The organism is Ensifer sp. CCNWLY38, from assembly GCF_037120565.1.
Taxonomy (GTDB): Bacteria; Pseudomonadota; Alphaproteobacteria; order Rhizobiales; family Rhizobiaceae; genus Ensifer; species Ensifer adhaerens_H.
The window spans coordinates 155,971-182,332 of the sequence record NZ_JBBBBO010000014.1 but is presented as its reverse complement, the minus strand read 5'-3'; the positions used below and the strand labels follow the sequence as shown (position 1 = coordinate 182,332).

Sequence of the window (26,362 nt, the reverse complement as noted above, 5' to 3'; positions counted from 1 at the left end):
CTATCCACCGGCGCGGAGGCCGGAGAGGAGGTTGATGACGCGAATGACGACGGGGACGAGTACGATGATGAGGCTGACGGGAAAGAGGAAGGCGCCGAGCGGCAACAGCATCTTGATCGGCAGGGCATTGGCCTTCTCCTCTGCCCGCACGATCCTGAGATCACGCATTTCCTTGCTGTAGACACGTAGCGTCTGGGTGACGCTGGTTCCGAGCTCTTCTGACTGTCGAAAAAGTACGGCGAGCGCGCGCGCTTCGTCTATCCGCAAACGCGTCGCGAGATTGGCCAGGGCGTCGCGTAAGCGGCGGCCACCGCGCACTTCAAGCATCATGATTGAAAGGTGCAGACCAAAATCCTGTTGTTTCTGCACGAACTCGCGCGCGACGCGGTTCGCCGCCGCCTCGAGACTCATGCCCGCGTCCAGGCACACGATCAGCATGTCCAAGAAATCGGGAAAGAGCCGTCGGTATTCCCGCTCCTTGGCGTCGCCGCGCCGATCGATGTAGATATTGACGAGCACGAAGGCGATACCGGTCGCGATCATCGCCGCAAGCAGTACCGCAAGCTGGGACATCTCGGGGACGAAGCGGTTTAGGGCCCATGCAGCCCCCACCGTCACCATACCGCAAAGGAGCGCACGCACCACTTGAAACACGGTAACCGCTCTGGCCCCGAAATATCCGGCTCGGATCAACCGGTTCTGGGTGGAGTTAGCATTCTGGTCCCGCCGCGTGATTTCGAAATAGCGGCGAATTAGTCGATTCTCCGCCTCGCCCAGATCGACAAGCGTGCCGTCTCCGAGTTGAAGATCGTCGGCGCCTGGCTTCGCAGTCGCCTCCGACAACCGGACGCCAACCTCGCGTCTGCGAAACATCAGTTCCGACGTAACCCCGGAGAAAATCAGAACCGCGAAAAAGACGACGATGTAGATTCCGTACTCGCCCATGGCGACCTCAGTATTCGAAGTTGACCATCTTGTAGAGAATAATATTACCGACTGTCATGATCGAGACGAGCACGATGACAATGGTCGTGCCGTGACCGCTCGCCCAGACAGTGTCGAAGTAAGTCGGCGAAAGCGCTTTGATCATCGCGTAGAGAAGAAAAGGATAGACCGACATGAAAACCGCGGTGATACGCCCTTCCGACGAAATCGCTTTGACCTTGGCTTTCAGCATCGTGCGATCACGCAGGGTCTTCGAGAGATTTTGAAGGATTTCGACGAGATTCCCACCCGTGCCCGCCTGTACGCTCAAGGCGATTGCCAGCAGGTTCAGGTCTTCCGCCCCGACACGGTGACTGAGGTTTACGAGGGCGTCGTCCAAGGTGGTGCCATAGGTCAACTCATCCGAAAGCAGACCAAATTCCGTTCCGACCGGATCAGGCATTTCGCGCGCTACAAGAGAAATTGCGGCAGGCAGCGGATGACCTGCAGCTAGGCTGCGATTGGCAACGTCGAGTGCCTCCGAAAGCTTGAGGGTAAATTTGCGAATCCGGTTGGCCCGCATGCGCCAGACGACGATGACGGGGGCGAGAAGGCAGGTTAGCAGGAAGACGGAAATCCGGACCAGGGTGCTCGGAATGAGGAATTGAACGGCCAACCAGATCAACACCGCGGCGGCGATCCCGTAGAGCGCAAAACGCTTCGCGTCGAACTTGATGCCTGACTGTGTATAGTACTGCCGGATGCGCTGAACGAGCGGCAAGGATCGCCAATCTTCGTCGGCGCCGCGCTCCTTCAGCATCGCACGGTAAGTCTTGAGGCGGTCCTCGCTCGCATCGAGCAGGCTTAACCGATGATTGACCGCGCGTTGCCGCTCAGACTTCCGAAAGTAGCTGCGCAACAGCGCCTCGACGGAGACCAGCGAAGCGATGAAGACCGCAGCGTAGAGGAGCAGCAAGGTCATGGCTCAATCGCCCCCGTTTGCAATGGTTTTCCCGGATCGAAGATCGCCGCCGGAATCACGATCCCAAGCTCCGCGAACTCCTCGACGAAGCGTGGTCGAAGGCCGGTCGCCCGAAATTCGCCGTGGATGCGGCCGCTATCGTCGGTAGCCGTTCGCCTGAAACGCATGATTTCCTGCATCTGCACGACTTCGCCTTCCATGCCGGTGATCTCGGAGATCGACACCACTTTGCGACTGCCGTCGCTCAGGCGCTGGACCTGAACAATGATGGTGATCGCCGAGGCGATCTGCGAGCGGATGCTGAGCTGCGACATCGGCATACCCGCCATGCCGACCATCTGCTCGAGCCGGCCGACGGCGTCGCGCGGCGTATTGGCGTGAATGGTCGTCATCGAGCCTTCGTGGCCGGTGTTCATCGCCTGCAGCATGTCGAAGGCCTCTTCGCCGCGCACCTCGCCGACGATGATGCGATCGGGCCGCATGCGCAGGGCATTCTTGAGGAGCTCGCGCTGGCGCACTTCATTACGGCCGTCGAGCGTCGGCGGCCGCGTTTCCAGCCGTCCGACATGCGGTTGCTGCAGCTGCAGTTCGGCCGCGTCTTCGATGGTGATCAGGCGCTCCCTGGCCGAGATCTGCGACGACAGGGCGTTGAGCAGAGTCGTCTTACCCGAACCGGTGCCGCCGGAGACGACCATCGACACCCGGCCCTTGACGGCAGCGCTCAACAGAATGCGCATCGCGTTCGCCATGGCGCCATTCTCGACCAGACGCTCCAGCGTCAGCGGTTTGCGCGTGAACTTGCGGATCGAGACGAGCGGCCCGTCGACCGAGATCGGTCTGATGGCGACATTGACACGTGATCCATCCTTCAACCGTGCATCAACCAGCGGCGTCGATTCATCGACACGTCGCCCGACCGCGGAGACGATCTTGTTGATCACCCGCAGCAGGTGATCTTCGTCCTTGAAACGCACCGCGGTGCTTTCGAGCTTACCACGCCTTTCGACATAAACGCTGCTGTAACCGTTGATTAGGATATCGGCGATCGAGTCATCGGCAAGCAACGGCTCGATCGGCCCGAGCCCGAGCATCTCGTCGGTGATATCGCGGATCAGGTCGTTGATTTCCTTGGCATTAAGCGGGAAATTGTTGCGCCGGATGTAGTCCTTGACGAGCGGCCTGATCTCGGTGGCAATTTCCTCGTCGTCCATCGTGTCGAGTATGCCGAGGTTGATGCGGTCGAGAAGATGCCGATGCAGGTTGACGCGCTCCGCAACCATGTCGAGCCCGAGCGACTCCTCCAGCCTAGCGCTTGCCGCGGCGCCGGCCGCCCCGGGATCGGGTATGACGACAGCTTCGGCAACCGGCATCTGAGTGGGTTCAGCGGCTTCCGTCAGCTCCCCCTCCCGCTGCTTGTAGAAACGTCCAATGAACCCGTTTGCCATTGCTTCCTACCTTCTTCGACTATTTGACGATCACCGTTGCTCCGACATTCACCCGCTCGTAGAGATCGATGATGTCGGCATTGCTCATGCGGAAACAGCCTGAGGACGCGAACTGCCCCACCGTCGACTGCTCGTTCGTTCCGTGAATGCGATAAAGCGTGTCCGCGCTGCCCCGGTAGAGATAGATGCCGCGCGCGCCCAATGGGTTGAACGGACCCGGAGGCACCAGCTCAGGCAGTTCCGGCGCGCGCGCCTTCATCTCGGCCGGAGGCCGCCAATCGGGCCATTCGGCTTTTCGCCCCACCTTCACCACGCCGCTCCAACGGAAACCGTCGCGGCCGACGCCGATCCGATAGCGGATCGCGCGATTGCCTGAAATGACCAGATCGAGGGTCCGCTCCTGACTGCCGACCACGATCGTACCGGCCGGGTAGATCTTCCCGATCGATACGACCATGCTCGTTTTTGGCCCGAGACTGCGCGGCACCGTTCCGCCCGCCAATGCTCCAGTCGCAGCCGGCGTGAGCGCCAGCACACTCAAGAGCAACACGGCCCGCGTCGACCGGCCACGACCAAAGCCAGCGCTGCTTCGGTCCACCGATCCGCTGCTGCCATGGAGCAGTTCCCTCATCTGACGAGAGCTCCGAGCTTGGCGACGGCACCGCAGAAGGGTGAGCGCGAATTCACCTCGTTGGGCAGAACGCCGCGGTTCACCGCCTCGCTCAGCGTGTCCCAGTCATAGGGGATGATGTGCGCATGCGTATCCTTGAACACCTTATCCACCTGCTCGCGACGCACCCCGAGGCTGAAGAGCTTGGTATGATATTTATTGATGACCACCTGGATCGAGTCGGCACCGCCGCGCTGCCGCACGAGGTCGACGAACAAATCCTTAGCCTGATGGAGCGCCGGGATCGTCATTTCGGTGACAACGGAAACGCTGTTGACCGACCCCAACACGTCGCTCTTCCATGGTGTTTCATAGTAGGGCACGTCTATCACCAAGTGATCGCTCTCGAAGGCCGCGACGTCCAGCATGCGCAGCACCAGCTCGGTCCCTTTCGCCTCCAGCAGCACCGATGGCTGCTTGAACGACAGCAGCGTGAAACCGCCGGCGTGACGCTTGCGCACCAGATCGATGAATTCGAGATCGACACGCGCCGGATTGGCGATGACGGTCTTCAGATCGTAGTCGTTGAGAAGGTTGAGGTAGTAGCCGAGTGATCCGGACGAGAAATCCAGATCGAACAGACCAACACGCGGCGCGACGCCTTTCGTTGGTTGCGCCAAGAGATGGGCAAGCGACGAGGAGATGACACTCGCCCCGGCACCGCCGACGGCAGCAACGACCGCATGGACCCGGCTCTCGTTGCCACCGACGCCTGGCGCATGGGTCGAGATCATCTCGATCAGAGCACGACGCTCAAGCGGCTTCTTCAGCCAGTCGTCACCGTTCAGCCGGAACAACGGCCGCATCAGTTCATCAGACAGAACCTCGGAAACGATGACCATCGGAATATTGCGATGGCTGGCACGAAACGCGAAAATCTCCGGGCGGCAGAGCATGTCGCCGCAGTCGACGTCGAGCACGATCAGGTTGAATTGCGTCGGATCGACGCGCCCCGCCTCGCCAAGCGCGCTCAGTGCCATATGGTGCGCTTCGTAACGCGACAGCGAGCCGAACGTGTCGAGCATAAGGCTTGCCGCCGCCGCATCGTCGGAAAGAACGAGGATCTTGGTGCTTGTTGCAAAATTCATATGTGCGGTCATCTCGCTCCCCCACGCAGTATTGAAGGGCTCAGCAGCTTGAACATGTCTCGAGGTCTTCCGTCGTCAGTGTCACCGGGTGAGCGGGTACTTCGATCTGATCCAATCCCAACAGAGCGCCAAGAAGCGGCAGGTCGAACGTGACATCGCGCACTTCCAGTCGCATGGTCAGAACCGGCCCATCGGGCCTGCCCCAATAACCGAGACCCGAGCGTTGATAGGTCACCATCAGGTTTGCTGGCTGGATGCGCCAATTGAGATCGCACATGCCGCGCGGACTCGCTGTAATCGGACCGCAGACGCCGTCACCGCCCAAGACGATACGATTGATGCGAGCGGCCACGCAGTTGTCCCTCTCGTCCGCATTTTTTGACCCCATCCAACAAGTCAAAGAAATCGTTGCATCGTTCGGAGCAGCCTTGCCGACATCGGCCGTGCTCGCGGCATTGGTCGGAAACACCTCCGCAAACGTATCGTCATTCACTAGCGGATCGGAGACTGCCGCCAGACGGGCGCCATATTGCAGAGCCTTAACGGTCTGGTTCCACTGCGACATGGCGAATCCGAACTCGACGAAGGCGGAAAAGACCAAAAGAACGAGAGGAAATGTGATCAGCGCCTCGGAAAGCGCGATCCCGCTGTCGTCCTTGCGAAACGCCGCTGAGGATAGGTCGATTACCATCCGATATACCTCTCCTCATGCGAGGATGTGATGGTGACCGCGGCGATGCCGAGCCAGCCGAACAATGGCGAGGTCTGATAGAGATGCGACGTCGAAATCGTGGTCTTACCATCCGCATCGACGGGAACGACAGTGATCGCAGCAAGGTCCGATCCCCAGCCTGGCACACGAAGCCTCGCTCCCGCCGCCGGGCTCTGGGTTCCGTAGAACGCAATCATCTTGGCCGTCACTTCATTGCAGGTTGGCCGGTAAACCACTGGTGGTGCTGAGGGTGGTGGCTCCGGACGGCAGCGCGCCATATAGCGACCGGCATCGCGCAGGCCGGCGTCAATCTGCATCCGCTCCCAGAAGATGTTGCCGAATTCGAGGATGCCTGCCGCAAACAGTGCCACGAAAGGCACCGCAATCAACGCTTCGGCGAGAACCGCTCCGTCTTCCTTTGACCAAAACGCGGATCGAAGCCGGCGAGGTAGGAAACTTTTAGGCACGGTCATCGGACCAACTCCGCCTCTTCGCGCAACAACTCATCGAGCGTGCCGCGGCCGCCCTTGCCGGTAATGTCGATCATTTCGAGTGAAAGATAGCGCACATTGCCACTCGCTACCGCCGGCTTGGTAAGGAACATACGAGCGAACGCAACGGCTTGGACATCCGGGGTTCGGCCTTGCAGGCCCTGATCTACACAATTTATGATTGCGGCAAATATTTCGCGTCTATTGCCGTAGACGCTGTCGGGGTAAGTGGCGAGGTCGTAATTCTTATGGCACTGCGGAACGCCGATCTCGTTGTTCGGCGCCTTATCGGCTAGTAGGGTCGGATTACCGATTTCGTAGTTGTAAACGTCATAGGCTGAGGGCCGCACACCGGCAGGTGTCAGGCCTCCCGGATAGCTCGATGAATAAGTCGTGATGGCGCTTATGGGTGCATCAGGAGGAATGTAGTTGGGATCTGACTTGAGCGGACTCGGCATTTTGCCGGAGTGTGAGATGTCCCAATAGAGGTTGAGATTCCATTTGTTGTCAGCGGCGATCCTCCCGCCTCCTCCTGGGATATTCTGCATATCCGCCCCGTATCCTAGAGGTACCGCCTGCCAAGCGTCCACTTCCGCCTGGTATTCACTGCACACCTTACTACCCTGCCCCTGAGCCATGCGCACGTTCGGCGCCGGGCGGTAACGCCAGTCGCTATCGGCCTTGTTATAATCTTTACCATAAAGACCAAACCGCGTGTTCAGTCCCGCTTCGACCGGCCCTGTCTTGGAGCCCGGCTCCGTAGTGAGGTCACTTTGTTTGTAGCAAACGCCCGGACTACCAAGTGCCAACGCATCAGCAAGGTCGTTCGCACCTGTCCCGGCGGTTTCCAGAAATCCGAAGTTCCCCGGACCGGCCTGAAACGCACTGCTGTTGCGCAACTCGATCTGTCTGCCGTAAAGATTCCCCGCCGCAAATTCCGTGTGCAACGTGTCGGCCGCCTCCGCCGCATTCCCCCCACCAGGGTTTTCAAACGGGTTGCATATATAGATCGGCGTCACGTCGCACGCGCTCGCGCGATAAACAGCAACCGCATCGGCGGAAACACTGATCAAATCGCGATTGAGCCCGACGGGCAGCGGGAAAATGGTCTGCATTGCCTGGTTCTTGGCCCTTACCCAAGCATAGGCTGCCTCATTGGGTTCTGTCGTCTCCATCGCCGCGGTGATCGCGTCGTCGTCGTCCCCCGCGAACGTCCCATCTCCGGGGATGCCCTTCAAGAACTTGACAGTTACGGTGCTCGCAGCATCGTTGGCCGCGTCGTAGGCGACGACAATGTGCGATCCGAGCGACATTCCCTGCCCGCCCTCACCAAAGGCTGCGGTGTTGGCGAGCTCTTCGATCGCCTCCTGAGCGCGTTCTATTGCATTGTCGCGGCCGTCGAGCTCGCGCGCTCCAGCGAGAGCCATGGCATCGACCGCGTTTTGAAGGTCGGTATGGAGATTGGCGCTGCGGCCGACATCAATGACGAAAAGAGAGACACCGAGCAAAAACGGCATAGCAATGAGCGTCAGCGCGATGACGTAGCCCCGATGATCGTTCCAGAACCTTTTGATTGCCCTGTTTAGCATACGCACGCCTTTCCGATCGCGGCAGCTCATCGTCGTGTCGCGCTGTTTCTATTGCATTCCTTTCCGGCACTGCTGCCGCATCAAATCACGCCTGCGTCTGTCAATTGCCGGACGTCGAACCGTTGGTTCCCGCCTGGGCGGGCGCCGGTATGATCAGCGCTGGCGCACCACCCCCGCCCTGATAGCTACGGATCGCCCTATGGACCACCTTACCGTCAGTCGCGATGCGTGTGTTTTGTGCGACACGTGGGAATGGATCCTGGGTGTGGATGCCCTTGTTGGCCTCCGCCGCGTTTCCGAGCCCGAAGGTGATCGAGTCCCGGTGATTCAAATAGTCGGCGCAGCCGGAGACAAGGCTCGTTATCGCCAGAATAAGGAGTGCACGCTTACTTCTTCGCAACAGCAACGACGCCTCCCGTGTCGAGATCCAGCCGATGGCCATAAGGCCCGGTGACACCTTCGCCATTGCGGAAGCGGCGCAGCATGTCCTTATCCACTTCCAGAACGCCAAGGGCAAAGAGTTCGACGTCATTGGACGAGCGCGTCTGGTCGAGTGGGCTGTAAAGCGCTTCGCCGGGTGCCGCCGGCCGCACGATATGCGGGGTTACGACGATCACGAGATCGGATTCGCGCTTTAGGAAGCTCGTCGAGCGGAACAACGCGCCGATCACCGGAAGCTGCCCCAAACCGGGCAGTTGCTGGATATCCTTGGAGTTGATCGATTGCAGCAGGCCGGCCATGGCGAAGCTCTGGCCATCGCGCAGTGCTACGGTCGTCTTCGCCGCGCGCGAAATGAAGCCCGGATTGCCGTTGACGTTGATAGATGTATCGATTTCGGAAACTTCCGGCTCAACCTTCAAGCTGATCAGCCCGCCATCGAGCACCACCGGCGTGAAGGTCAGCCGTACGCCGAAGGGGCGATAATCGGTCTGCGTCGCCACCGTCGCTCCGTTGGCCACCGTGGTCTGAATCGGCACTTCGCCGCCGGCGTGAAAACTCGCGGTCTCGCCGCTCATGGCAATCAGGTTCGGCTGAGCAAGGCGACGCACCAGACCCTTTTGTTCGAGAGCATTGATGACCACGTCTATCTGGCCGCCGGAAATCTCGAGGACCTTGGCAATCAGCTGACCGAAGGGTTGCATGCCAGTTGCCGCGCCCGCCGCATCTCCGAGGGTTCGAACCAGCGAGCCATCCCTCACCCCGATGCCCTGGCTGGTCGTCGCCTTGCCGATGCCATTCCTGCCCTGCCCTGCCCAACCGATACCGAGGTCACGTCCGGTTTGACGGGAGGCCTCTATCACCCGAACTTCCAGCATAACCTGCTGAGAGTCGTTGACGCGCAACTGGTTGAGAACGGGTTGATCCGAATAGGACTGTGCGATTTCAAGCACTCGCTGCAGCTCGGTAGCGTCGCGCACGATGCCCGTCAGGCGGATACGATCATTCGAATTGATCACCCGAACCTGTGACCCCGGCGCGGCGGAGCGGATCGCCGATGCTACCTCGCTGAAATCACTGGCGACACGGATGTCGATGACGCCGAGAAGCTTCTTGTCGTCACCATAGACAGAGATGTTGGTCGCCCCGGTTTTCTTACCGCGAATAAAAAGCGACTTGTCGGAGAGTGGCACCACATCGATGAGTTCCGCGCTGCCAATCACGAGGTCTCCGAAAGGCTTGCCCGTCGCAATCGTTATCGTGTCGTTCGGTGGCAGCACGACCTGCTGAACCGACCCGCCGAGATTGATGAACTTCTCCTGCGCGTCCGCCGGCCCGACTAGGCCAGGCCCCCAAAGAGCGCAGGCCGAAAAAATCACGACCGACGCCACGAGGGCTCTGCGTCTTGCAGCGCGCCTTATGCTTCCCCTCATTCCTGCCAAAGCCCCTCTCCTCGAAGCCGGCCCTGCTCCGAAACGGAACAGGTTAAATCCCCTGTTACTGGATCAGTCCCCCACCCGGTATTCTTCCCGTTTGGTCGCGCTCCAGACTCCGACCGTCGCCCACTTCGGCTCCGTCGACAAGACCGGCGCGACATCCCGCTCGACAATTTGCACCTGTTTTTCACCTACAGGTGCATTCATCTTGCTTTCGACGAAATTAATCCGGCCTCCGAGGTCCTCGCCGACCTTGCGAACCATGCGCTCGATCGACTCGAATCGCCCGTCGTCAGAACCTTGTACGAGTTCGGTGGCAACGGGGCCACCCCCCAAATCTGCGACGGTCACCCGCCGCGTTTGCTCGACAGAGGCCGAAGCGATATTGCGAAGTGCGAGTGAGAGCGTCCCGATATTGGCGCCAAGCGTCAGGCGTTGGGCCTCGTCGGTTGTGACTTCGAAAGTGACGGTCTTCACGACCGAGGGTTCGTCCTTGCGTTCGTCGGCTGTCTGGTCGACGGCGAGCACCTTCACCCCCTGCAAAAGGACGTCCACAGAGGTCTGCTCGTTGCCGCTCTTCGAATTGCGGATAACGCGGGTCAGGAGTACGTCGACGCGGTCCGAGGGACGCACGAAGCCGGCGACGCCGAGCACATCGTTGACGCGGATGGAAACGGCCTTCATTCCTTGATCGAGGGCAGCTGAGAGCGTGGCGCGCTCACCGGCACCCGTGATCTTCGAAGCCAACACAGGCTCGCCTGGATCGATCGCCTCCATGGCATAACGCGGCTCTTCCTTGTCTCCAAGAACCGCTTGGATCGCATCAAAGGAGCCTTCCGGTCTTTCATCTGACGGCCAGGGAATGGTCTTCAAGTTCTCCGCTCGGACCCGGTCGCCGAAGCGCATGGACTTCGCCGCGACGACGAGCGTCTTTTCCGTTTGTTTGATGCCACCACTCGCCGCAAGACGGGCTCGCTCACCAGCGAGATAGGTGCGGGTAGCATAGACCGCCGCAAAAGCAAGGAAGAGGGCAACTACAAGGCTGATGATCGTTGAGGAGCGCATCGCCAATGCTCGCAAAGTTGAAAAGTACAACTAACCTGAAAATTTAATTTAGGGGGAGAGGAGTTAACAAACCCCCCTCCTCCTTGATAATTATGTTAAGTAGTTCAAGCCGGAGGAGGATCCAACTCAGTTGTCCACCAAGTACCCCATTCACCCCAGGCCGCGCTAAGGTTCGAGCCGGCTGCAGTTACTGCTGTAATCACTCCGCCGACCAGCAGCGCGAGCAGAATAAGGTATTCAGTCAGCGCTACACCGTCTTCTTCCCGCGAGAAAGCGCGGACTTTTGTCAAAAATGCTTTCATCGAGAATTACCTCCTACACAGTATACTTTTTGCGTGACCGCTTATTTTCCCGGCCCCCGCCTGTCATCGAGACCGCCCCTCTGACTGACATCATTAATAATCCCTTAATTATTATATCGTCAACTTCTAATACGAAATAAAGTGAAACATCTCTGGGGTATGGTTAAAATCGTAATCCCTAACATTTTAAGGGTATTTAAGTTGAAACGTAAACAAACGTGGCACCCTCTAATATTTCGTGAGTTCTTTCCTTTCGCGCCTTCTTGCGAAGTCCTTGGGAAAGCTAAACAATCACGGGGAGGCCACCTCTCGCACAGAGCCGGTAAAACATGACTGGAACAATCAATATAATCCCATTGGGTGCGGTAATGCTTTTTCTCTACGCTGCTTGGAGCGACTTCCAGTGCTGGCGTATTCCGAACGGGGTGGTCCTCGCGCTCGTCGCCATCTACGTCCTCGGCGCGATCGCCCGGCTCGCGACGACGCCGGACATTGGTGCTACGCTTTTGTCGCTTGACGGCATCGGCGGGGAAGTCGCGGCGGGCCTATTGCTATTCACGCTCGGGGTAGCGCTGTGGGCCTTTCGGGTGTTCGGCGCCGGCGACGCCAAGCTATTCCTCCCGATTGGGCTTTTCGTCGGCTGGCATGGCATGCTCGCCTTCGCACTTTTCCTTCTCCTTGGCGGCGTTCTTACCATGCTCGCCCTGAAGCTGCGTATGCCGCTGGCGCTCGCGCACTATGCCGTAATCATGCGGATCGAAGAGATCAGGGCAAGCCGCAAGATTCCCTACGGCGTCATCATGGTCTTCGCCGCGCTCATCACTATGGTTCTCAGGTCCCGCCACGCTAGTTGAGCTTGCGCACCGACGCCGGTTGAACGCGTTCCCACGCACTGATCCGGCTCAGGGCGTATGTGACGTGGACATCCGCGGCGGCAAGCCGCGCAGGAACAGCAGGCATTGCACCAGTTGGGAGGCTGCCTCCTGCGCGAAGACAAACACATCTTCGTTTTTCTCGCGGGCCAGAGCTCGGCCGGGCGGCACCCTACGGGGTCTATGACATCCCCGGCAACGCTGGCTGGGTCAGTGTCGGCATCGACCACGACACGGCCAGCTTCGCGGTCAACTCCATCCGCCGCTGGTGGCAACCGATGGGATGCGAACGCTATCCAAACGCGACACGGCTGCTGATCACCGCCGATTGCGGCGGTAGCAACGGTGCCCGCGTCCGGCTGTGGAAGCGTGAATTGCAAACGCTGGCAGACGAACTCGGCCTGGCCATCACCGTCTGCAAATGGAACAAGATCGAGCATCGCCTCTTCTCGTTCATCACCAAGAACTGGCGCGGTAAGCCGCTCGTCAGCTACCAGACCATTGTCCAGCTGATCGCCGCAACCACAACCAAAGCCGGCCTCAAGGTAAAGTCCGAGATCGACACCAATGCCTACCCCGCCGGCATCAACAGCGATGCCGAGATGGACGCCATCAACATCCAGCGCCACCAATTCCACGGGGACTGGAATTACACCATCAGCCCAAGCAAGCCGCTATCGACGCGATAATTCATCAACGGCTCCTTAGGCTATGATCGACCGGCCGTTTGACGGGGCGCTAGCGGCTTGGCCCTGGAGGCCGCTCCGTCGTTCCTTGCCATCGCTCGACGGAACGTGCCATCTAGGCTCAAGTCTAGGCGACCGCGAAGGACCGTTTCACGGACACAAACAGCATTGCCGACCTCTCCGTCCGGCAGGCTCACAGACTTCATTGGAGAACGCATGTTTGATCACGTCAAGTTCGGCGTCACCGACTTTGCAGCGAGCAAGACCTTCTACCTCAGGGCACTCGAACCGCTTGGAGTAGCTATCATTGCGGAGGGCGAACCGTCCTACGGTGTCGAGCTCAGCGCAAAGGGCAAGGCGTCTTTGTGCCTGCACCAAACGGAGGAAAGGCCGGCGCATCTTCACATCGCTTTTGCGGCCGAGAGCCGCCAGCAAGTCGACGCGTTCTACCGTGCTGCTCTGGACGCAGGCGGCAAAGACAACGGGGCACCGGGTCTGCGCCCACACTACCACGCGAACTATTACGCAGCTTTCGTGCTTTGCCCCGACGGACACAACATCGAAGCGGTTTGCCACGAACCCGAGGCCTGACCGAGCCGCTCGAACGTCTCCGAGCCGTAAGGCCCTCCGTCAACGCTAAGGGCCTTCCGATCACGCGCTACTGAACGGCTGTGGTTCCATAGACGAGGTTCGGAAGCCACAGGGAGAGCTGCGGGAACATGGTGAGCATGATCAGAGGTGTGCATTCATATACAACCCACCGCTTGCTGGTTTGACGGCGGCCGCAAGTTTCTTGCGGTGTGGCGTTTCACTGCCGCCTGTTATCGACTACCGGCGGCGCGATCATCGAGGTTGATCCGCTGTGTCTTGACTACTTCTTAAGTTGTGCGAATTTACGATATCTCGGTCCTATTGCGTCAGGGGGTGGCATGGTAGGGGTGCGCGAAGAACTCGATAATCTAGTGAGATTACGGCACGATATCGCAGATGGTCTGAATATAGCGCTTTCGGTTGTGGTGCCCTGCTACAACGAAGATGCCGGTATCGATGAGCTTTATCGCCGTGTATCGACGGCATGCGAGCAGTACGGCGAGACCTACGAGATCGTACTGGTCAACGATGGTTCCTCCGATGCCACGCGAGAGAAGATTTTTACGCTGGCCGGGCGCGACCAACATATCGTAGGAATCGATCTGGCCCGAAACTACGGCCACCAGATCGCACTGAGCGCCGGGCTCGAGTTTTGCCGCGGCCAAAGGATCTTCATTCTCGACGCCGATCTCCAGGACCCGCCGGAACTATTGGGCCCGATGATGGCGAAAATGAATGAAGGCTACGATGTGATCTATGGGTTGCGCGAGGAACGGGAAGGAGAAAGCTGGTTTAAGCTCGCGAGTGCATCGCTGTTCTACCGCATCCTCGGCAAGCTTTCCAATGTCGACATCCCGGCGAATACCGGCGATTTTCGCCTGATTAACCGGCGCACCCTCGATCATCTCAATGCCATGCCGGAACGCTACCGGTTCATTCGCGGGATGGTCAGCTGGATCGGGCTTCGGCAGTGCGCGTTTCCTTATCGGCGCCATAGCCGATTTGCCGGGGCTACCCATTACCCGTTAAGGAAGATGGTACTCTTCGCAATCGACGCAGTGACCAGCTTTTCTGTCGCCCCGCTGAGGCTCGCGTCTCACTTAGGGCTCGCCTTCGGGTTGCTTGGCATGGCCACTCTGGCCTACACGATATTCGCATGGGCGCTCGGCCATGTGCTGCCCGGGTGGACCAGTCTTGCTTCGATCACGCTCATTTTGGGCAGCATTCAGTTGCTCATGCTAGGCATCTTCGGCGAATATCTCGGTCGGATGTACATGGAAGCCAAAAGGCGACCACTGTTCATCGTCAACGAAGTCGTGTCTCGAGCGGCGATCGAGGAAACGCAGAAGGAGCCCGCGCATGGATGAGGCGGAGTTCGATCGATTCGCCGACGAATACTACCAGCAGCATGCGGCCAGCATACGCTTGAGTGGCGAGGCACCTGAGTTCTTTCACCGATACAAGGTTGAGGACGTAGCTGCAGCACTGAGGGCGGCAGGAACGACGCCTCGGCGCATTTTGGACTTCGGTGCAGGGGTGGGAAATTCGCTGGGCCCGATGAAGGAGGCGTTTCCGGCAGCAGAGATCGTTCTGCTGGATCCCTCAACAAAGTCGCTCGACGTGGCGCGGACGCGCCACCCTGGGAAGGCGCGTTTCCAGCATTTCGACGGCAGCGAGATTCCGTTCGAGGATGGCGCGTTCGATCTCGTTTTCGCCGCTTGTGTTTTCCACCACATCCCAGGCTTGCTCCATGCACCCTTGTTCAAGGAGATCCGCCGCGTCATGGGCCAAGGAGCCAGTCTCTTTGTGTTCGAACACAATCCGCTCAATCCGTTGACGAGAAAGGCTGTTCGCGACTGCCCATTCGATGAAAACGCTGTCCTGCTATCAGCGGCCAACATGAAGGCGCGCCTGCGCGATGCTGGTCTGCCAGACTGCTGCGTTGCTTACCGCATCTTCTTTCCGAGGTTCCTGGGCGCTTTGAGAGCGCTGGAGCCTATGCTTCGGGGGGTTCCTCTTGGTGCTCAGTACTACGTCCACGCAATCAAGCGCGACAACTGATCGCTTGCAGGCATTTCGCTTCATCGCCGTTGGGCTGGCCAACACAGGTCTGGGCTACGCAATTATTCTAGCCGGTCTCTTTGCCGGGCTCGGCGACATCCTGGCGAACGCCCTTGGTTATGCCGGAGGGCTTATAATGAGCTTCTCCCTAAACAGCCGCTGGACCTTTCGGGCGCCTCCATCGTACGCCACCTTTGCGCGCTACCTTGCTGTGTTCTTGGTCTGCTTCAGCGCGAATCTTGCGATCGTACTCGCCGCGCGAGAGATGGGTTTCGTCGACGCCCCCCTGGTGCACCTTGTCGGTATCTCGGCCTATACCATCCTGTTCTACATGGGAGCGGCCCGATTTGTTTTCCGGCGAGGGCGGCCCTTCGGCCTGGCGTGGGGGGAGAGTTGGCCCGAGCTGTCCGTGCTCGTCGCGGTCATCGTTGCGTACGTGTTGCTATGGAAGATTCCGGTGTCGCACGACGTGGTTTGGCAGATGTGGATAGCCCGTCAGATGCTTGGCGGCGCCAGTCTCTACAAAGACATTCTGGAGCTGAACCCCCCTCTTTGGTTCTGGATGGCGTTACCCGTCGAGTTGGTCGCCTTGAAGCTCAAGATAAGCGCGAAGACGGCAATTGTAAGCGCCGTCTTCGCATACCTGGCTCTATCCATCGCACTTTTCGCCAGCTTATTGAGAGACCTGGCGCCCGCCCGCCGGGCAATCCTATTAGTTGCCGCGTTTCTCGCGGTAATACTGATCGGACTACCGGATTTCGGACAGCGCGAGCATCTAGCACTGATTGCGGCAATCCCATACGCAGCCCTGATTGCCCGCCGAACGGATGGTCGTGAGCCCCATTGGGCTCAAGCTCTTCTTATAGGATGCTTCGCCGCGACAGGGTTGGCTCTGAAGCACTACTTTGCACTCGTTCCGATTCTTCTTGAGCTATGGTTGTTAGCCAAAAACAGAAGAAAATGGCGGCCGTTGAGGCCGGAGGTTGTCGCTATGGGTGCCGCGGCAGTCCTCTACGGGATAGCTGTGGTGACGTTAACGCCAGACTACCTAAGTACCATCGTTCCGATGTTAGCGAGCGCATACTTCGGCTACGAATCTTCCTGGCTTATAGTGTTGTTGAACCCACTGGTTTTATGGTGGGCACTTGCATTGGGTTTGGTTTCGGTCCGTTGGCGGCACCGGAACTCGTGCACTCTGGCCGCGCTGCTAGCCGCCGCAGGGTTTGCAATGTCCTATTTCGCACAGCAGAAGGGCTGGCGGTATCATGCCATTCCAACAAGCGGAATGCTCGTCATAGCCCTCATATCGCTGTTGGAGTTTCAACGTTTCGAGCTAAGTATTCTGCGGAAGGTTACTCTCGTTGTTGCTATGTCTATGTCATTGGCGATATACGCCGCTTTCGGTCCATATAGGAACCCCAATGAAGGTGTGGTCGCCCAGTTGCTGCAACATGTACGTCGTGGAAGCGTGGTGATGATGGTAACCGCCAACCCGAGCAGAATCTGGCCCATGGTCGATGATGGGGGTTATGTGTGGCCTTCGCGCCATTTCGCACTCTGGATGCTGACGGCATTCAGCCAAGACCTCCAAAAGAGCGGCGAGCTATCGCCTAAGCTGGCGGAGATGGCCAACTTGGTGCGCAGACAGACAGTCATCGACCTAACCTGCAACCCTCCCGACGTAGTCATCGTGGACAATCTGGAGCGTTCCAAAGCGGCCGGTCTCGATCCAATCAATTTCCTCTCCGTAGATCCGGAGTTTGGTACTGTCTTCGCCAACTACACAAAGGCCGACACGATCGAAGGGTTCACTTCCTACGTCAAGGAGGCGGGATGGCAACCATCCCGGCCGAAGGATTGCAGAACGATCTTCTAGATATTATTCGTCGTCGATCTTGTCCTCGTCGATATCCATTTACCAAGCATAACATGCAAACCGCTCGATCGCTGCGGCCTACGCCGAATGCGTACGGCGTTGCGGCTGTCGGGGTTTCTGCTGACATCAACTCCTCGGCACAGAGCATGAGTGGCGTTACCGACGGTTACAATGTCACCGCAGGCACTTCGCATCGCATGATCGATGGTCATCTTGCGGTTACTTCCGCAGGCACGGTGGACGTTCAGACGAGTTCCACCGGGAACCGAGCAATCGCCGCACTGGTAATCCGTACGTCGGCACCGTAGTCGGCTGTTGTTAAAAGCTTACGAGGTTTCCAGCCGGACCTGCCTCTGTTTTGTGCGCGCTCATAGGCGCGTCGAGCTGCGTCGATGAGACTATGCTGGATGCGAACGAAACGTCTCAAATCGCGGTTTCTTTCGCGTCCGTTGAAGAGTGCGACAATAACGATGCCGTCTGATGAGCGAGCGACCACTGCCCGTGTTCCGTTCAGCGCGCCTGTATGGGCGATATCGGTCTCGGCCCCGCGCTGCCATGTCCACCATCCGAGACCGAAAGACTGTTCAGGAAACTCGCCTGGTACAGGAGTCGTAATCTCGATGTCGCGGATGGTGCGTGACGCGAAACGGTAGAGGTCTTCGGCTGTGGATGTCCAGCCAGCGGACGGGTTGAAATGTGTCCTCGGCGCGTCCATGCCGACGACGTGATGACGGACCTCTGCCGGCGCTTCGCTAATGAGGGCCGTTCTGTTGAGGCCCAAGCGGTTCAGGACGCGCTTTTGGACAAACCGTTCGTAAGGTATCCCGCTGATCTTGGAGACGATCAGACCAAGCCAGCAGGGGCCGAAATCCGTGTATTCCGCTTCCTCGCCGGGGGCGCTATCCAAGGGGCGCTTAAGACGCTCAAGAACAACCGGCAAGCAGGCCTCAGCCGGCGCGAACGTTTCCTTGTCGCCCGCGACCAGATCGACATGCTGGCTCCACCCCAAGCCGGAAGTATGTTGCAGCAGGTGGCGAACCGTGATGTTGCTGTAGCGGTGATCTTCGGCCTTGGCGACGACTGGGAAGATGCTTTGGAGCGTATCGTTAAGCCTCAGTTGGCCATCATCGATCAACGTCAGCACGGCCTCTGCAGTGATGAGCTTTGAGATGCTGGCTATTTGAAACGTCATGCTGTCCAGCATTGGACGGCCGGTCTCACGATCGGCAACGCCAAAGCGAAGCAGTCGCGGCTTCTCTCCTGCTTTGCCAAATGCGACGACGGCACCGGGTATTCCCTCGCGATCCATGAACCAAGTGACGGTTTCGGTAATCGAATGCGGCTTGGCCCAGAACATGGCCTCAGTCACGCTGGGCCAGACAAAACCATACCCGAACACGATGCCAATGCCGGCCACGAATACTGCCATGCGGCGCAACCATCTCGAATGCATTCGATCCCTCCCTCTCAGGCCATCTGCTCGCACTCTGCCACAGTTGCGGTTGATGGCAACGGCAACCCATGAGGCGGAGCCCCATGAAATCTTTGTTGTCGTCGGCCTTGGCTGATGTCGCCAGCGCAAAGACGCAAGTCGCGGTAATGCATGCAGTTGCTGATAAAGGCCTCATGGTGCCCCCCACCCTCTACAACCGAGGGTCTTAGGGTCGCACAGCAGGCAACAAAAAAGGCCGGGTAAACCCGACCTTCCTGCCGCCATCGCCAGTACATCCGTGGTGAATGGCATTGCCTGCAATATGGGCCTGATTGATATTTAATCAAATCGGAAATCAAAGGGGCTGGACACTTTTCCGAAAAGCCTAATGGTTCCGCACACCAGAACTGTGTCCAGCAGCCACCTAAGGCATTGATTTATCGCAATTTCCACACTCGGCATGGCGCGCCACCACAATACACGTTCTTCAAATCCATCGAACTCGATGGCAAGAAAGCACGGCCTCTTAAATCTGCTGCCAAGTGAACTTGCGCGCCGCGCCATCCGAATTTGCGCGCTACAGAAAGCTCCTTGTAGAGTTCCGACGTAAAGCCCAAAGAGACGATCGGTCGCTCCAAATTCCGGATAGACATAAGGCCGGCCGGATTTAACAAATCCGGCACGCCTGTCACTCGCGGAATGTGTAGTCCGCGATCGATTGGGGCTTCATTTCGATCGAGAAGCCGGGCCGCTTCGGCGGCATGTAGGCGGCATTCTCGATGACGCAGGGGTCGAGGAAGTGCTCGTGCAGATGGTCGACATATTCGATCACGCGTCCCTCCTTGGTGCCGGAGACGGCGACGTAGTCGATCATCGACAGGTGCTGCACATATTCGCAAAGGCCGACACCACCGGCATGCGGCCAGACCGGCAGCCCGTATTTGGCTGCGACCAGTAGCACCGCCAGCACCTCGTTCAGCCCGCCCATGCGGCAGGAATCGATCTGGACGATGTCGATCGCGCCCTCGGCAATGAATTGCTTGAACATGATGCGGTTCTGGCACATCTCGCCGGTCGCGACCTTCACCGGCCCGATCGCCTCGCGGATCTTGCGGTGACCGGCGACGTCGTCGGGGCTCGTCGGCTCCTCGATGAAGAAGGGCTTGGCGAAGGCAAGCTGCTTCACCCAATCGATCGCCTCGCCGACCTCCCAGACCTGGTTGGCGTCAATCATCAGATAGCGGTCCGGCCCGATCACCTCGCGTGCGATCGTCAGCCGCCGGATGTCGTCGGCAAGATCACGGCCGACCTTCATCTTGATGTGATTGAAGCCTTCGTCGATCGCCTCCTGGGCGAGCCGCCTGAGCTTGTCATCGTCATAGCCGAGCCAGCCGGCAGACGTCGTGTAGCAGGCGTAGCCTTCCCTCTCGAGCGTCGCGATGCGCTCGGCCTTGCCGGGCTCGGCCTTGCGGAGAATTCCGATCGCCTCGTCGCGGGTGAGCACATCCGTCATGTAGCGATAGTCGACGATGTCGGCGATCTCTTCCGGCGACATGTCGGAAACGAGGCGCCAGACGGGTTTGCCCGCTTCCTTGGCAAGCAGGTCCCAGACGGCGTTGACCACGGCGCCGGTGGCGAGATGGATCGCCCCCTTTTCGGGGCCGATCCAGCGCAATTGGCTGTCGCTCGTCAGGTGCCGCCAGAAGCGGCCGGGATTGGCGAGAATTTCCGCTGTGTCCTGGCCGATAATCAGGTGCTGCATGGCCTTGATTGCCATACAGCAGATGTCGTTGCCCCGGCCGATGGTGAAGGTGAGACCATGGCCCGCAACACCGGGCTTGTCCGTGTCGAGGATGACATAGGCCGCGGAATAATCCGGGTCCGGATTCATCGCATCGGAGCCGTCAAGGCTCTGTGAGGTCGGAAAGCGCAGGTCGAAGACGCGCAGATCAGTGATGCGGGTCATGGTCACTCCAGTCGGTGGTAATCAATCGTCCGCGCGTACGGACTGCTTCTGGCTGCCGAGGCCCTCGATGCCGAGTTCGACGACATCGCCGGCCTTGAGATAGCGCGGCGGCTTCATGCCCATGCCGACGCCGGGCGGCGTGCCGGTCGAGATGATGTCGCCCGGTTGCAGGGACATGAACTGCGAGAGGTAGGAGACGAGATGGGCGACGCCGTAGACCATGGTCTTGGAGGAGCCATTCTGCATGGTCTCGCCATTGACCTTCAGCCACATCGGCAGATTCTGCGGATCCGGCACTTCGTCCTTGGTTACGAGCCAGGGGCCTGTCGGACCAAAGGTGTCGCAGGACTTGCCCTTGGTCCACTGGCCCTGGCGTTCGATCTGGAAGGCACGCTCGGAGACGTCGTGCACGACGCAGTAGCCGGCGACATAGTCGAGGGCTTCCGCTTCAGTCACGTATTTCGCCTTGCGGCCGATGACGACACCGAGCTCCACCTCCCAGTCGGTCTTGGTCGAACCGCGCGGGATGATCAGATCGTCATCGGGACCGACGATGGCTGAAGTCGCCTTCATGAAGATGATCGGCTCCGGCGGAACCTTGGCGCCGGTCTCAGCCGCGTGATCGGAATAGTTGAGGCCGATGCAGATGAACTTGCCGGTTCCAGCAACGCAAGGGCCGAGACGTTGGTTGCCCGCGACAGCCGGCAGACCGGCAAGATCGAGCGACTCCAGTTCCGCCAGCTTGTCGGGATCGAGAGCCGCACCAGAGAGGTCAGCCACATGACCGGAAAGGTCGCGCAGCGTGCCGTTCGCATCGAGGATACCCGGCTTTTCCTGGCCTGGGAGGCCGTAACGAAGAAGTTTCATGTGTCTGCTTCCTGCTTGTGTGTTGTCAGATGGTCCAGCCGCCATCGATGGCATAGGCTTGGCCCGTCGTATAGGTCGCACCGGCGAGATGAACCGCAAGGTCGGCGATCTCTTCCGGCCTGCCGAGGCGTCCCATCGGCTGGCGGGCGATGAAGGCGGCCCGCGCCGTTTCATAATCACCCTGGGCGCGCATGCGGTCCTGCAAGGACGGGCTCTCGACCGTGCCGGGGCAAATGGCGTTGCAACGAATGCCATCTGACACATAGTCGGCTGCAACGGCCTTTGTGAGACCGATAACGGCCGCCTTGGTGACGCCATAGGCGAAGCGGTTGGGCACGCCCTTGATGCTGGAGGCGACCGAGGCCATGTTGATGATTGCGCCGTCCTTGCGCGCAAGCATCCCCGGAAGGACCGCACGGATGGTGCGGATCATCGCCTTGACGTTGAGGTCGAGGGCGAATTCGAGATCGGCGTCGTTCATCTCCAGGATCGAGCCGGCATGAACGAAGCCGGCGCAGTTGAAGAGGATATCGACGGCGCCGATGTTCGCGATGAGCGCTTCCACCGCTTGCGTATTGAGCACGTCGAGCCGGTGCGTTTCGACGTCCGCTTCCTTGGCAAGTGCTGCAAGCGCGTCGAAATTGATATCGGTCGCATGAACTTTCGCGCCGGCCTTTACGAAGGCCAAAGCCGAAGCGCGGCCGATGCCCTGAGCTGCGGCCGTAATCAGGACGACCTTGCCTTTAAGATCCGCTGTCATTCTCGATCCCTCATGCTTTGCGTTCGACGACCAGGATATGGTCGGCGGCGAGAACGACCTCGCCACGCTGGTTGATAACTTCGCATCGTTCCACGACGCGTCCCGCCTTTGGTCGCTTCGGATCGTCTTCCTTGGCAGAGACGGTCACGCGGGTGCGGATCGTATCGCCGATATGGACCGGACGCACGAAGCGCAGACGATCATAGCCGTAGGAAAAGGCAACCGGGTTGATCAGCGAGGCTGTCAGGCCCACGCCGATCGAAAAGATCATGGTGCCATGGGCGATACGCTGACCACCCGGCAAGGTCTTGGCGAATTCCGCATCCATGTGGTGCGGAAAGAAATCGCCGGTGTGGCCGGCATGAACGACAAAGTCGGTCTCGGTGATCGTGCGACCCGTCGTCAGGCGTTCGTTTCCGAGCTCGTAGTCTTCAAAATGGATGATCTGTTCAGACATGTCATTGTCCTGGAAGCGGCGCGATCGCCGTTGCCGGCGCGGCACTCGATTGATAGGCGGCCTCGACGAGCGCCATCGTCTGCCACGCGTCTTCCACCGAGCCGATCAATTCATTGTCCTCTCCCGCCGCGAAGCGCTGCAGGTTCGCCATGCGGTTGACGAAGGCGTCGGGGAACCAGGCACCCTCAAGCGGCACGGCAACCCAGTCGCTGTCACCAGCCGGCTTGATCCAGAGTTCGTCCGGTTCGCCCTTGGGGTAGTCGAGATTGACGCCGAGCTTCACGTAGGCCGCGCCTGCTGTACCGGAGATACGGAACTCGCAGGCCTGGAACTTGCGGCCGAAATCATGGTCGTGGTTGACCGAGAGCACGCAGCGCACGCGGTCGCCGTAGTCGAGGATCGCTGCCGTGCGAGTCTGCGCGACATCGTGGTTCGGATGGCCGATCGACTTCGCATGCACGCCCCGGGGATTGGCAAGCAGGCCGCGGACGAGGTCCAGGTAGTGGATCGAATGCATGGCAATCTCGATGCGCGGCAGACCTTTGAGGAACGGCCAAAGGCCCCAGGGGGTCGAAAGCGCCAGCCAGGCGTCGAAATCCACCACCTCGCCGAGATGCCCCTTGGCGATGGCATCCTTCAGCGCCAGCATCATCGGCGCGAAGCGAAGCTGGAAGTTGACGGCAGCCTTCAGCTTGCGCGTGCGGCAGATCTCGAGAATGGCGGTTGCGGCATCGAGGTCCGACCCCATCGGCTTCTGGATCAGCGCTGCCGCGCCGATCGGCAATCGGCCAAGGATGGCGGCATGGGCGGCGGGCGGCGTTGCGAGGTCGAAGATCGCTTCTTGCACCGAAAGCGCGTCCGCCTCACTTTCGAAGGCGTGGATATGCCATCTCTCCGCCAGAGCGGCCGCCTTGGCGTGATCCGGATCGTAAATCCCGGCAACGGGGAAGCCGGCTTTGCGGTAGGCCGGCAGATGCGCGTCGCCGACGATGCTGCCGGCACCGAAGATCACAATCGGTCGCGGCTTGCTCGGCTTCGGCCACCATTGTCTGAGCGCGCCCGGATCGAAGCTTTCAGTCATGACCGGATGCCTTCCCGTCGTGATGAAACACCTCTTCCATCATCGCCCACCACTCGCCTTCCTGTCTCGTCTCAAGCGGCTTCTGGCAGGGCATGCAGACTGACCACCATTCCTGGTTCTTCGGATGCGCCGCCATCTTGGCCATATCTGCCTCAAAGTCCGAGCCGACATATTCCCAATAGCCGAACAGCAGGTTTTCCGGCTCCTTGAGGAAGATCGAGTAGTTGGTGACGTTGCACTCGGAAATCAGCGCTAGGATCTCCGGCCACACGGCGGCGTGCAACGCCTTGTACTCCGCGATTTTCGACGCTTCGAGGCCGATCACCATTCCCATTCGCTGCATGATGACCTCCCTACCCGCGGAACTCACGGGTGAATTCACTGATCGAGCGGGCGCGCACGGCGTCCCAATCCCAGGCGATGCCGATGCCCGGCTCAGAAGGCGCGATGGCGCGGCCGTTGCGGATCTCCATGCCCTTGGTCGTCAGATCATCGAGCTGCGGAATATATTCGACATATTTGCCGTTCGGCACGGCGCAGACGAGGCTCACATGCAGCTCCATCAGGAAATGCGGGCAGACCGGAATGTCGAAGGCTTCCGCCGCATGCGCGACCTTGAGCCAGGGCGTGATGCCGCCGATGCGGGCGACATCGACCTGCACGATCGAGCAGGCACCCTTCTGCATATATTCGCGGAAATGGCGGATCGAATACATGGATTCGCCGACGGCAATCGGCGTCGGCGTCGAGCGCGTCAGCCGGATATGACCGTCGAGATCGTCGGCCGGCAACGGCTCCTCGATCCAGGCAAGATCGAGCTCCTTCAGCCGCGACGCGCGGCGGATCGCTTCGTCGACGGTGAAGCCCTGGTTGCAATCGGTCATGATCTCGAAGCCGTCGCCGAGCGCCTTGCGCATGGCGGCGAGCCGATCGTAATCCTCCGAGCCGTGCGGCTTGCCGATCTTCACCTTCGAACCTGAAAAGCCCTTGGCCTTGGCGGCAAGCGCGTCCTCGACCAGTGCTTCCTTTTCGATGTGCAGCCAGCCGCCCTCAGTGGTGTAGAGGGGGCAGCTTTCCTTGGCGCCGCCGGCAAGCTTCCAGAGCGGCAGCTTCTGCTTTTTGGCGCGCAGGTCCCAAAGGGCGGTGTCGACGGCTGCGAGCGCCAGCGCGGTGATGACACCGATGGTCGTGGCATGGGTCGCAAATTCCATCTTGTGCCAGATCGCCTCGATGCAATCGGCATCCTCACCAATCAAAATGGGCGCCAGGTGATCGGAAAGAAGCCGCATCACCGACGATCCGCCCGTGCCGATCGTGTAACTGTAGCCCGTGCCTGTCGCCCCATCGGAATCGGTGATGGTGACGATGGGCGTTTCCTGGCTGACAAAGCTCTGGATCGCATCGGTCCGCTTCACCTTCGGCGGCAGGTCGACCATGCGCAGTTCTATTTTCTCGATTCTTGCCATGTCAGCCTTCCAGAGCCTTGCCGGTATCGATGTCGAAGAGATGGGCGCGGGAGAGGTCGAAGCTCATGCGCACCTTCTCGCCCGAGCCAAGCGGGCGCGGATTGAGCATGCGCGAAACCCAGTCGCGGCCGTTGAATTGGATGAAGACAAGTGTCTCGTTGCCGAGTGGTTCGGTGATCGACACCGGCAGTTCGACCTCGTGTACGGCCGCCGGATCGCCGGCATGCAGGCCGTGGCCGCTCGGATAGATATCGTCGGGCCTGAGGCCGAAGGTGACCTTCTGGCCCGGGCGCAGTGATTTTGCGAAACGCGGCGGGATTGGCAGCCGGGCGCCACTGGCAAAGACCAGCGCGCCGTTGTCGACGATCGCCTCGTCCATGTTCATCGGCGGCGAGCCGATGAAGCCGGCGACGAACTTGGTGGCGGGCCGCTGGAACACCTCTTCGGGCGTTCCGACCTGCTCGATGTATCCGTCGCGCATGATGACAATACGATCCGACAGCGTCATCGCCTCGACCTGGTCGTGGGTGACGTAGATCATCGTCGCCTGCATGCGTGCGTGCAGCTTCTTGATCTCGGTGCGCACCTGTGTGCGGAGCTTCGCGTCGAGGTTGGACAGCGGCTCATCGAACAGAAAGACATCGGGCTGGCGCACGATCGCCCGGCCCATGGCGACGCGCTGGCGCTGGCCGCCGGAAAGCTGCGACGGACGACGTTCAAGCAGATGGCCGAGATCGAGAATGGCGGCCGCTTCCGCGACCCGCCCCTTGATGTCATCGGCCGAGCGCCCGGCGATCTTCAGCGAAAAGCCCATGTTCTCGGCAACGGTCATGTGCGGATAAAGCGCATAGGACTGGAAGACCATGGAGATGTTGCGCGCCCGCGGCGGCAGGTCGTTGACCTTGCGGCCGCCGATCTCGATCGCGCCGTCGCTGACGTCCTCGAGGCCGGCGATCATGCGCAGCGTCGTCGACTTGCCGCAGCCGGACGGACCGACGAGCGCGATGAACTCGCGGTCCTTCACCTCGAGGTCGATGCCGTGGACGACCTCGAGCGCGCCGTAGCGCTTGACCAGTTTCCTGAGGGTGACAGGAGCCATGAACGA

26 protein-coding genes and 1 pseudogene are annotated in these 26,362 nt (G+C 59.7%); 6 read left to right on the top strand and 21 right to left on the bottom strand.

All coding sequences use genetic code 11. The annotated features are described in order from the left end of the window. The 12 genes from V7S54_RS27040 to V7S54_RS26985 form a co-directional block, all read right to left on the bottom strand. A complete protein-coding gene (locus V7S54_RS27040; protein ID WP_065373006.1) occupies positions 1-945 on the bottom strand; it encodes a type II secretion system F family protein in 945 nt (314 codons plus the stop codon). 7 nt (positions 946-952) lie between these two features. Continuing rightward, on the bottom strand, positions 953-1,906 hold the full coding sequence (locus tag V7S54_RS27035; RefSeq protein WP_336409113.1) for a type II secretion system F family protein: 954 nt from the start codon (positions 1,904-1,906) through the stop codon (positions 953-955). Next, positions 1,903-3,351, bottom strand: coding sequence for a CpaF family protein (locus V7S54_RS27030; protein ID WP_336409114.1), 1,449 nt, complete (start codon positions 3,349-3,351; stop codon positions 1,903-1,905). The genes V7S54_RS27035 and V7S54_RS27030 overlap by 4 nt, the downstream gene beginning before the upstream one ends. Before the next feature lie 19 nt (positions 3,352-3,370). Further along, on the bottom strand, positions 3,371-3,982 hold the full coding sequence (locus V7S54_RS27025; RefSeq protein WP_336409115.1) for a L,D-transpeptidase: 612 nt from the start codon (positions 3,980-3,982) through the stop codon (positions 3,371-3,373). Beyond that, positions 3,979-5,121 carry a pilus assembly protein gene (locus tag V7S54_RS27020; RefSeq protein ID WP_336409116.1) on the bottom strand — a complete coding sequence of 381 codons (1,143 nt, stop codon included), beginning with the start codon at positions 5,119-5,121 and terminating at the stop codon, positions 3,979-3,981. Before V7S54_RS27020 ends, V7S54_RS27025 begins: the two co-directional genes overlap by 4 nt. Before the next feature lie 28 nt (positions 5,122-5,149). After that, positions 5,150-5,800, bottom strand: a complete 651-nt coding sequence (locus V7S54_RS27015) for a TadE/TadG family type IV pilus assembly protein (protein ID WP_336409117.1) — start codon at positions 5,798-5,800, stop codon at positions 5,150-5,152. Further along, positions 5,794-6,294 (bottom strand): TadE/TadG family type IV pilus assembly protein, encoded by a 501-nt coding sequence (locus V7S54_RS27010; protein ID WP_336409118.1) that lies wholly within the window; start codon positions 6,292-6,294, stop codon positions 5,794-5,796. Before V7S54_RS27010 ends, V7S54_RS27015 begins: the two co-directional genes overlap by 7 nt. Next, positions 6,291-7,901, bottom strand: a complete 1,611-nt coding sequence (locus V7S54_RS27005; protein ID WP_336409119.1) for a TadE/TadG family type IV pilus assembly protein — start codon at positions 7,899-7,901, stop codon at positions 6,291-6,293. Before V7S54_RS27005 ends, V7S54_RS27010 begins: the two co-directional genes overlap by 4 nt. 100 nt (positions 7,902-8,001) lie before the next feature. Next, a complete protein-coding gene (locus V7S54_RS27000) occupies positions 8,002-8,343 on the bottom strand; it encodes a pilus assembly protein (protein WP_234792900.1) in 342 nt (113 codons plus the stop codon). After that, a complete protein-coding gene (locus V7S54_RS26995; protein ID WP_336409120.1) occupies positions 8,288-9,772 on the bottom strand; it encodes a type II and III secretion system protein family protein in 1,485 nt (494 codons plus the stop codon). Before V7S54_RS26995 ends, V7S54_RS27000 begins: the two co-directional genes overlap by 56 nt. A 72-nt stretch (positions 9,773-9,844) precedes the next feature. Continuing rightward, positions 9,845-10,840 carry a Flp pilus assembly protein CpaB gene (cpaB, locus tag V7S54_RS26990; RefSeq protein WP_065373013.1) on the bottom strand — a complete coding sequence of 332 codons (996 nt, stop codon included), beginning with the start codon at positions 10,838-10,840 and terminating at the stop codon, positions 9,845-9,847. Between the two features lie 104 nt (positions 10,841-10,944). Beyond that, positions 10,945-11,142 carry a Flp family type IVb pilin gene (locus V7S54_RS26985; protein ID WP_336409121.1) on the bottom strand — a complete coding sequence of 66 codons (198 nt, stop codon included), beginning with the start codon at positions 11,140-11,142 and terminating at the stop codon, positions 10,945-10,947. A 329-nt stretch (positions 11,143-11,471) separates the two neighbouring features. Between V7S54_RS26985 and V7S54_RS26980 the strand changes: the two genes are divergently transcribed. From V7S54_RS26980 to V7S54_RS26955, 6 genes and pseudogenes are all read left to right on the top strand, one after another. Then, the gene (locus V7S54_RS26980) at positions 11,472-11,996 is read left to right on the top strand and encodes a prepilin peptidase (RefSeq protein WP_336409122.1); all 525 of its coding nucleotides are present in this window, start codon (positions 11,472-11,474) and stop codon (positions 11,994-11,996) included. A 170-nt stretch (positions 11,997-12,166) separates the two neighbouring features. Further along, positions 12,167-12,703 (top strand): annotated as a pseudogene (locus tag V7S54_RS26975) (ISAzo13 family transposase); the annotation flags it as partial. A 213-nt stretch (positions 12,704-12,916) separates the two neighbouring features. Continuing rightward, positions 12,917-13,291, top strand: a complete 375-nt coding sequence (locus tag V7S54_RS26970; RefSeq protein ID WP_336409123.1) for a VOC family protein — start codon at positions 12,917-12,919, stop codon at positions 13,289-13,291. Between the two features lie 338 nt (positions 13,292-13,629). Continuing rightward, positions 13,630-14,658 carry a glycosyltransferase family 2 protein gene (locus V7S54_RS26965; RefSeq protein ID WP_065373016.1) on the top strand — a complete coding sequence of 343 codons (1,029 nt, stop codon included), beginning with the start codon at positions 13,630-13,632 and terminating at the stop codon, positions 14,656-14,658. Next, complete coding sequence (locus V7S54_RS26960) at positions 14,651-15,352, top strand: class I SAM-dependent methyltransferase (protein ID WP_065373017.1); 702 nt, start codon at positions 14,651-14,653, stop codon at positions 15,350-15,352. Before V7S54_RS26965 ends, V7S54_RS26960 begins: the two co-directional genes overlap by 8 nt. Then, positions 15,312-17,228, top strand: a complete 1,917-nt coding sequence (locus V7S54_RS26955) for a GtrA family protein (protein ID WP_336409240.1) — start codon at positions 15,312-15,314, stop codon at positions 17,226-17,228. The genes V7S54_RS26960 and V7S54_RS26955 overlap by 41 nt, the downstream gene beginning before the upstream one ends. A 244-nt stretch (positions 17,229-17,472) precedes the next feature. Here V7S54_RS26955 and V7S54_RS26950 read toward each other — a convergent pair whose 3' ends face one another. The 9 genes from V7S54_RS26950 to V7S54_RS26910 form a co-directional block, all read right to left on the bottom strand. After that, positions 17,473-18,657, bottom strand: a complete 1,185-nt coding sequence (locus tag V7S54_RS26950) for a serine hydrolase domain-containing protein (RefSeq protein ID WP_336409124.1) — start codon at positions 18,655-18,657, stop codon at positions 17,473-17,475. A gap of 691 nt (positions 18,658-19,348) precedes the next feature. Next, positions 19,349-20,626 carry an L-fuconate dehydratase gene (locus tag V7S54_RS26945; protein WP_336409125.1) on the bottom strand — a complete coding sequence of 426 codons (1,278 nt, stop codon included), beginning with the start codon at positions 20,624-20,626 and terminating at the stop codon, positions 19,349-19,351. A 21-nt stretch (positions 20,627-20,647) separates the two neighbouring features. Further along, the gene (locus V7S54_RS26940) at positions 20,648-21,493 is read right to left on the bottom strand and encodes a fumarylacetoacetate hydrolase family protein (RefSeq protein ID WP_336409126.1); all 846 of its coding nucleotides are present in this window, start codon (positions 21,491-21,493) and stop codon (positions 20,648-20,650) included. Positions 21,494-21,518: 25 nt separating this feature from the next. Beyond that, a complete protein-coding gene (locus tag V7S54_RS26935) occupies positions 21,519-22,253 on the bottom strand; it encodes an SDR family oxidoreductase (protein ID WP_336409127.1) in 735 nt (244 codons plus the stop codon). A 10-nt stretch (positions 22,254-22,263) separates the two neighbouring features. After that, positions 22,264-22,710 carry a MaoC/PaaZ C-terminal domain-containing protein gene (locus tag V7S54_RS26930; protein WP_336409128.1) on the bottom strand — a complete coding sequence of 149 codons (447 nt, stop codon included), beginning with the start codon at positions 22,708-22,710 and terminating at the stop codon, positions 22,264-22,266. Between the two features lies 1 nt (position 22,711). Beyond that, positions 22,712-23,791 (bottom strand): Gfo/Idh/MocA family protein, encoded by a 1,080-nt coding sequence (locus V7S54_RS26925; RefSeq protein WP_336409129.1) that lies wholly within the window; start codon positions 23,789-23,791, stop codon positions 22,712-22,714. Beyond that, positions 23,784-24,134, bottom strand: coding sequence for an L-rhamnose mutarotase (locus tag V7S54_RS26920; protein WP_058321361.1), 351 nt, complete (start codon positions 24,132-24,134; stop codon positions 23,784-23,786). Before V7S54_RS26920 ends, V7S54_RS26925 begins: the two co-directional genes overlap by 8 nt. 10 nt (positions 24,135-24,144) lie before the next feature. After that, positions 24,145-25,257: a mandelate racemase/muconate lactonizing enzyme family protein gene (locus tag V7S54_RS26915; protein ID WP_336409130.1), complete on the bottom strand. Its 1,113-nt coding sequence runs from the start codon at positions 25,255-25,257 to the stop codon at positions 24,145-24,147. 1 nt (position 25,258) lies between these two features. Beyond that, positions 25,259-26,356 carry an ABC transporter ATP-binding protein gene (locus tag V7S54_RS26910; protein WP_336409131.1) on the bottom strand — a complete coding sequence of 366 codons (1,098 nt, stop codon included), beginning with the start codon at positions 26,354-26,356 and terminating at the stop codon, positions 25,259-25,261. Between the last annotated feature and the right edge of the window lie 6 nt (positions 26,357-26,362).

Excerpts from the sequence above, each read along its gene's own strand:
- V7S54_RS26960 (WP_065373017.1), top strand. The coding sequence starts at position 14,651 with ATGGATGAGGCGGAGTTCGATCGATTCGCCGACGAATACTACCAGCAG.
- V7S54_RS26970 (WP_336409123.1), top strand. The coding sequence starts at position 12,917 with ATGTTTGATCACGTCAAGTTCGGCGTCACCGACTTTGCAGCGAGCAAG.
- V7S54_RS26985 (WP_336409121.1), bottom strand. The coding sequence starts at position 11,142 with ATGAAAGCATTTTTGACAAAAGTCCGCGCTTTCTCGCGGGAAGAAGAC.
- V7S54_RS27005 (WP_336409119.1), bottom strand. The coding sequence starts at position 7,901 with ATGCTAAACAGGGCAATCAAAAGGTTCTGGAACGATCATCGGGGCTAC.
- V7S54_RS27000 (WP_234792900.1), bottom strand. The coding sequence starts at position 8,343 with ATGGCCATCGGCTGGATCTCGACACGGGAGGCGTCGTTGCTGTTGCGA.
- V7S54_RS26940 (WP_336409126.1), bottom strand. The coding sequence starts at position 21,493 with ATGAAACTTCTTCGTTACGGCCTCCCAGGCCAGGAAAAGCCGGGTATC.
- V7S54_RS27010 (WP_336409118.1), bottom strand. The coding sequence starts at position 6,294 with ATGACCGTGCCTAAAAGTTTCCTACCTCGCCGGCTTCGATCCGCGTTT.
- V7S54_RS27030 (WP_336409114.1), bottom strand. The coding sequence starts at position 3,351 with ATGGCAAACGGGTTCATTGGACGTTTCTACAAGCAGCGGGAGGGGGAG.
- V7S54_RS26935 (WP_336409127.1), bottom strand. The coding sequence starts at position 22,253 with ATGACAGCGGATCTTAAAGGCAAGGTCGTCCTGATTACGGCCGCAGCT.
- V7S54_RS26925 (WP_336409129.1), bottom strand. The coding sequence starts at position 23,791 with ATGACTGAAAGCTTCGATCCGGGCGCGCTCAGACAATGGTGGCCGAAG.
- V7S54_RS26920 (WP_058321361.1), bottom strand. The coding sequence starts at position 24,134 with ATGCAGCGAATGGGAATGGTGATCGGCCTCGAAGCGTCGAAAATCGCG.
- V7S54_RS27020 (WP_336409116.1), bottom strand. The coding sequence starts at position 5,121 with ATGACCGCACATATGAATTTTGCAACAAGCACCAAGATCCTCGTTCTT.
- V7S54_RS26945 (WP_336409125.1), bottom strand. The coding sequence starts at position 20,626 with ATGACCCGCATCACTGATCTGCGCGTCTTCGACCTGCGCTTTCCGACC.
- V7S54_RS26965 (WP_065373016.1), top strand. The coding sequence starts at position 13,630 with ATGGTAGGGGTGCGCGAAGAACTCGATAATCTAGTGAGATTACGGCAC.
- V7S54_RS27035 (WP_336409113.1), bottom strand. The coding sequence starts at position 1,906 with ATGACCTTGCTGCTCCTCTACGCTGCGGTCTTCATCGCTTCGCTGGTC.
- V7S54_RS26915 (WP_336409130.1), bottom strand. The coding sequence starts at position 25,257 with ATGGCAAGAATCGAGAAAATAGAACTGCGCATGGTCGACCTGCCGCCG.
- V7S54_RS27025 (WP_336409115.1), bottom strand. The coding sequence starts at position 3,982 with ATGAGGGAACTGCTCCATGGCAGCAGCGGATCGGTGGACCGAAGCAGC.
- V7S54_RS26930 (WP_336409128.1), bottom strand. The coding sequence starts at position 22,710 with ATGTCTGAACAGATCATCCATTTTGAAGACTACGAGCTCGGAAACGAA.
- V7S54_RS26980 (WP_336409122.1), top strand. The coding sequence starts at position 11,472 with ATGACTGGAACAATCAATATAATCCCATTGGGTGCGGTAATGCTTTTT.
- V7S54_RS26910 (WP_336409131.1), bottom strand. The coding sequence starts at position 26,356 with ATGGCTCCTGTCACCCTCAGGAAACTGGTCAAGCGCTACGGCGCGCTC.
- cpaB (WP_065373013.1), bottom strand. The coding sequence starts at position 10,840 with ATGCGCTCCTCAACGATCATCAGCCTTGTAGTTGCCCTCTTCCTTGCT.
- V7S54_RS27040 (WP_065373006.1), bottom strand. The coding sequence starts at position 945 with ATGGGCGAGTACGGAATCTACATCGTCGTCTTTTTCGCGGTTCTGATT.
- V7S54_RS26950 (WP_336409124.1), bottom strand. The coding sequence starts at position 18,657 with ATGGCAGTATTCGTGGCCGGCATTGGCATCGTGTTCGGGTATGGTTTT.
- V7S54_RS27015 (WP_336409117.1), bottom strand. The coding sequence starts at position 5,800 with ATGGTAATCGACCTATCCTCAGCGGCGTTTCGCAAGGACGACAGCGGG.
- V7S54_RS26995 (WP_336409120.1), bottom strand. The coding sequence starts at position 9,772 with ATGAGGGGAAGCATAAGGCGCGCTGCAAGACGCAGAGCCCTCGTGGCG.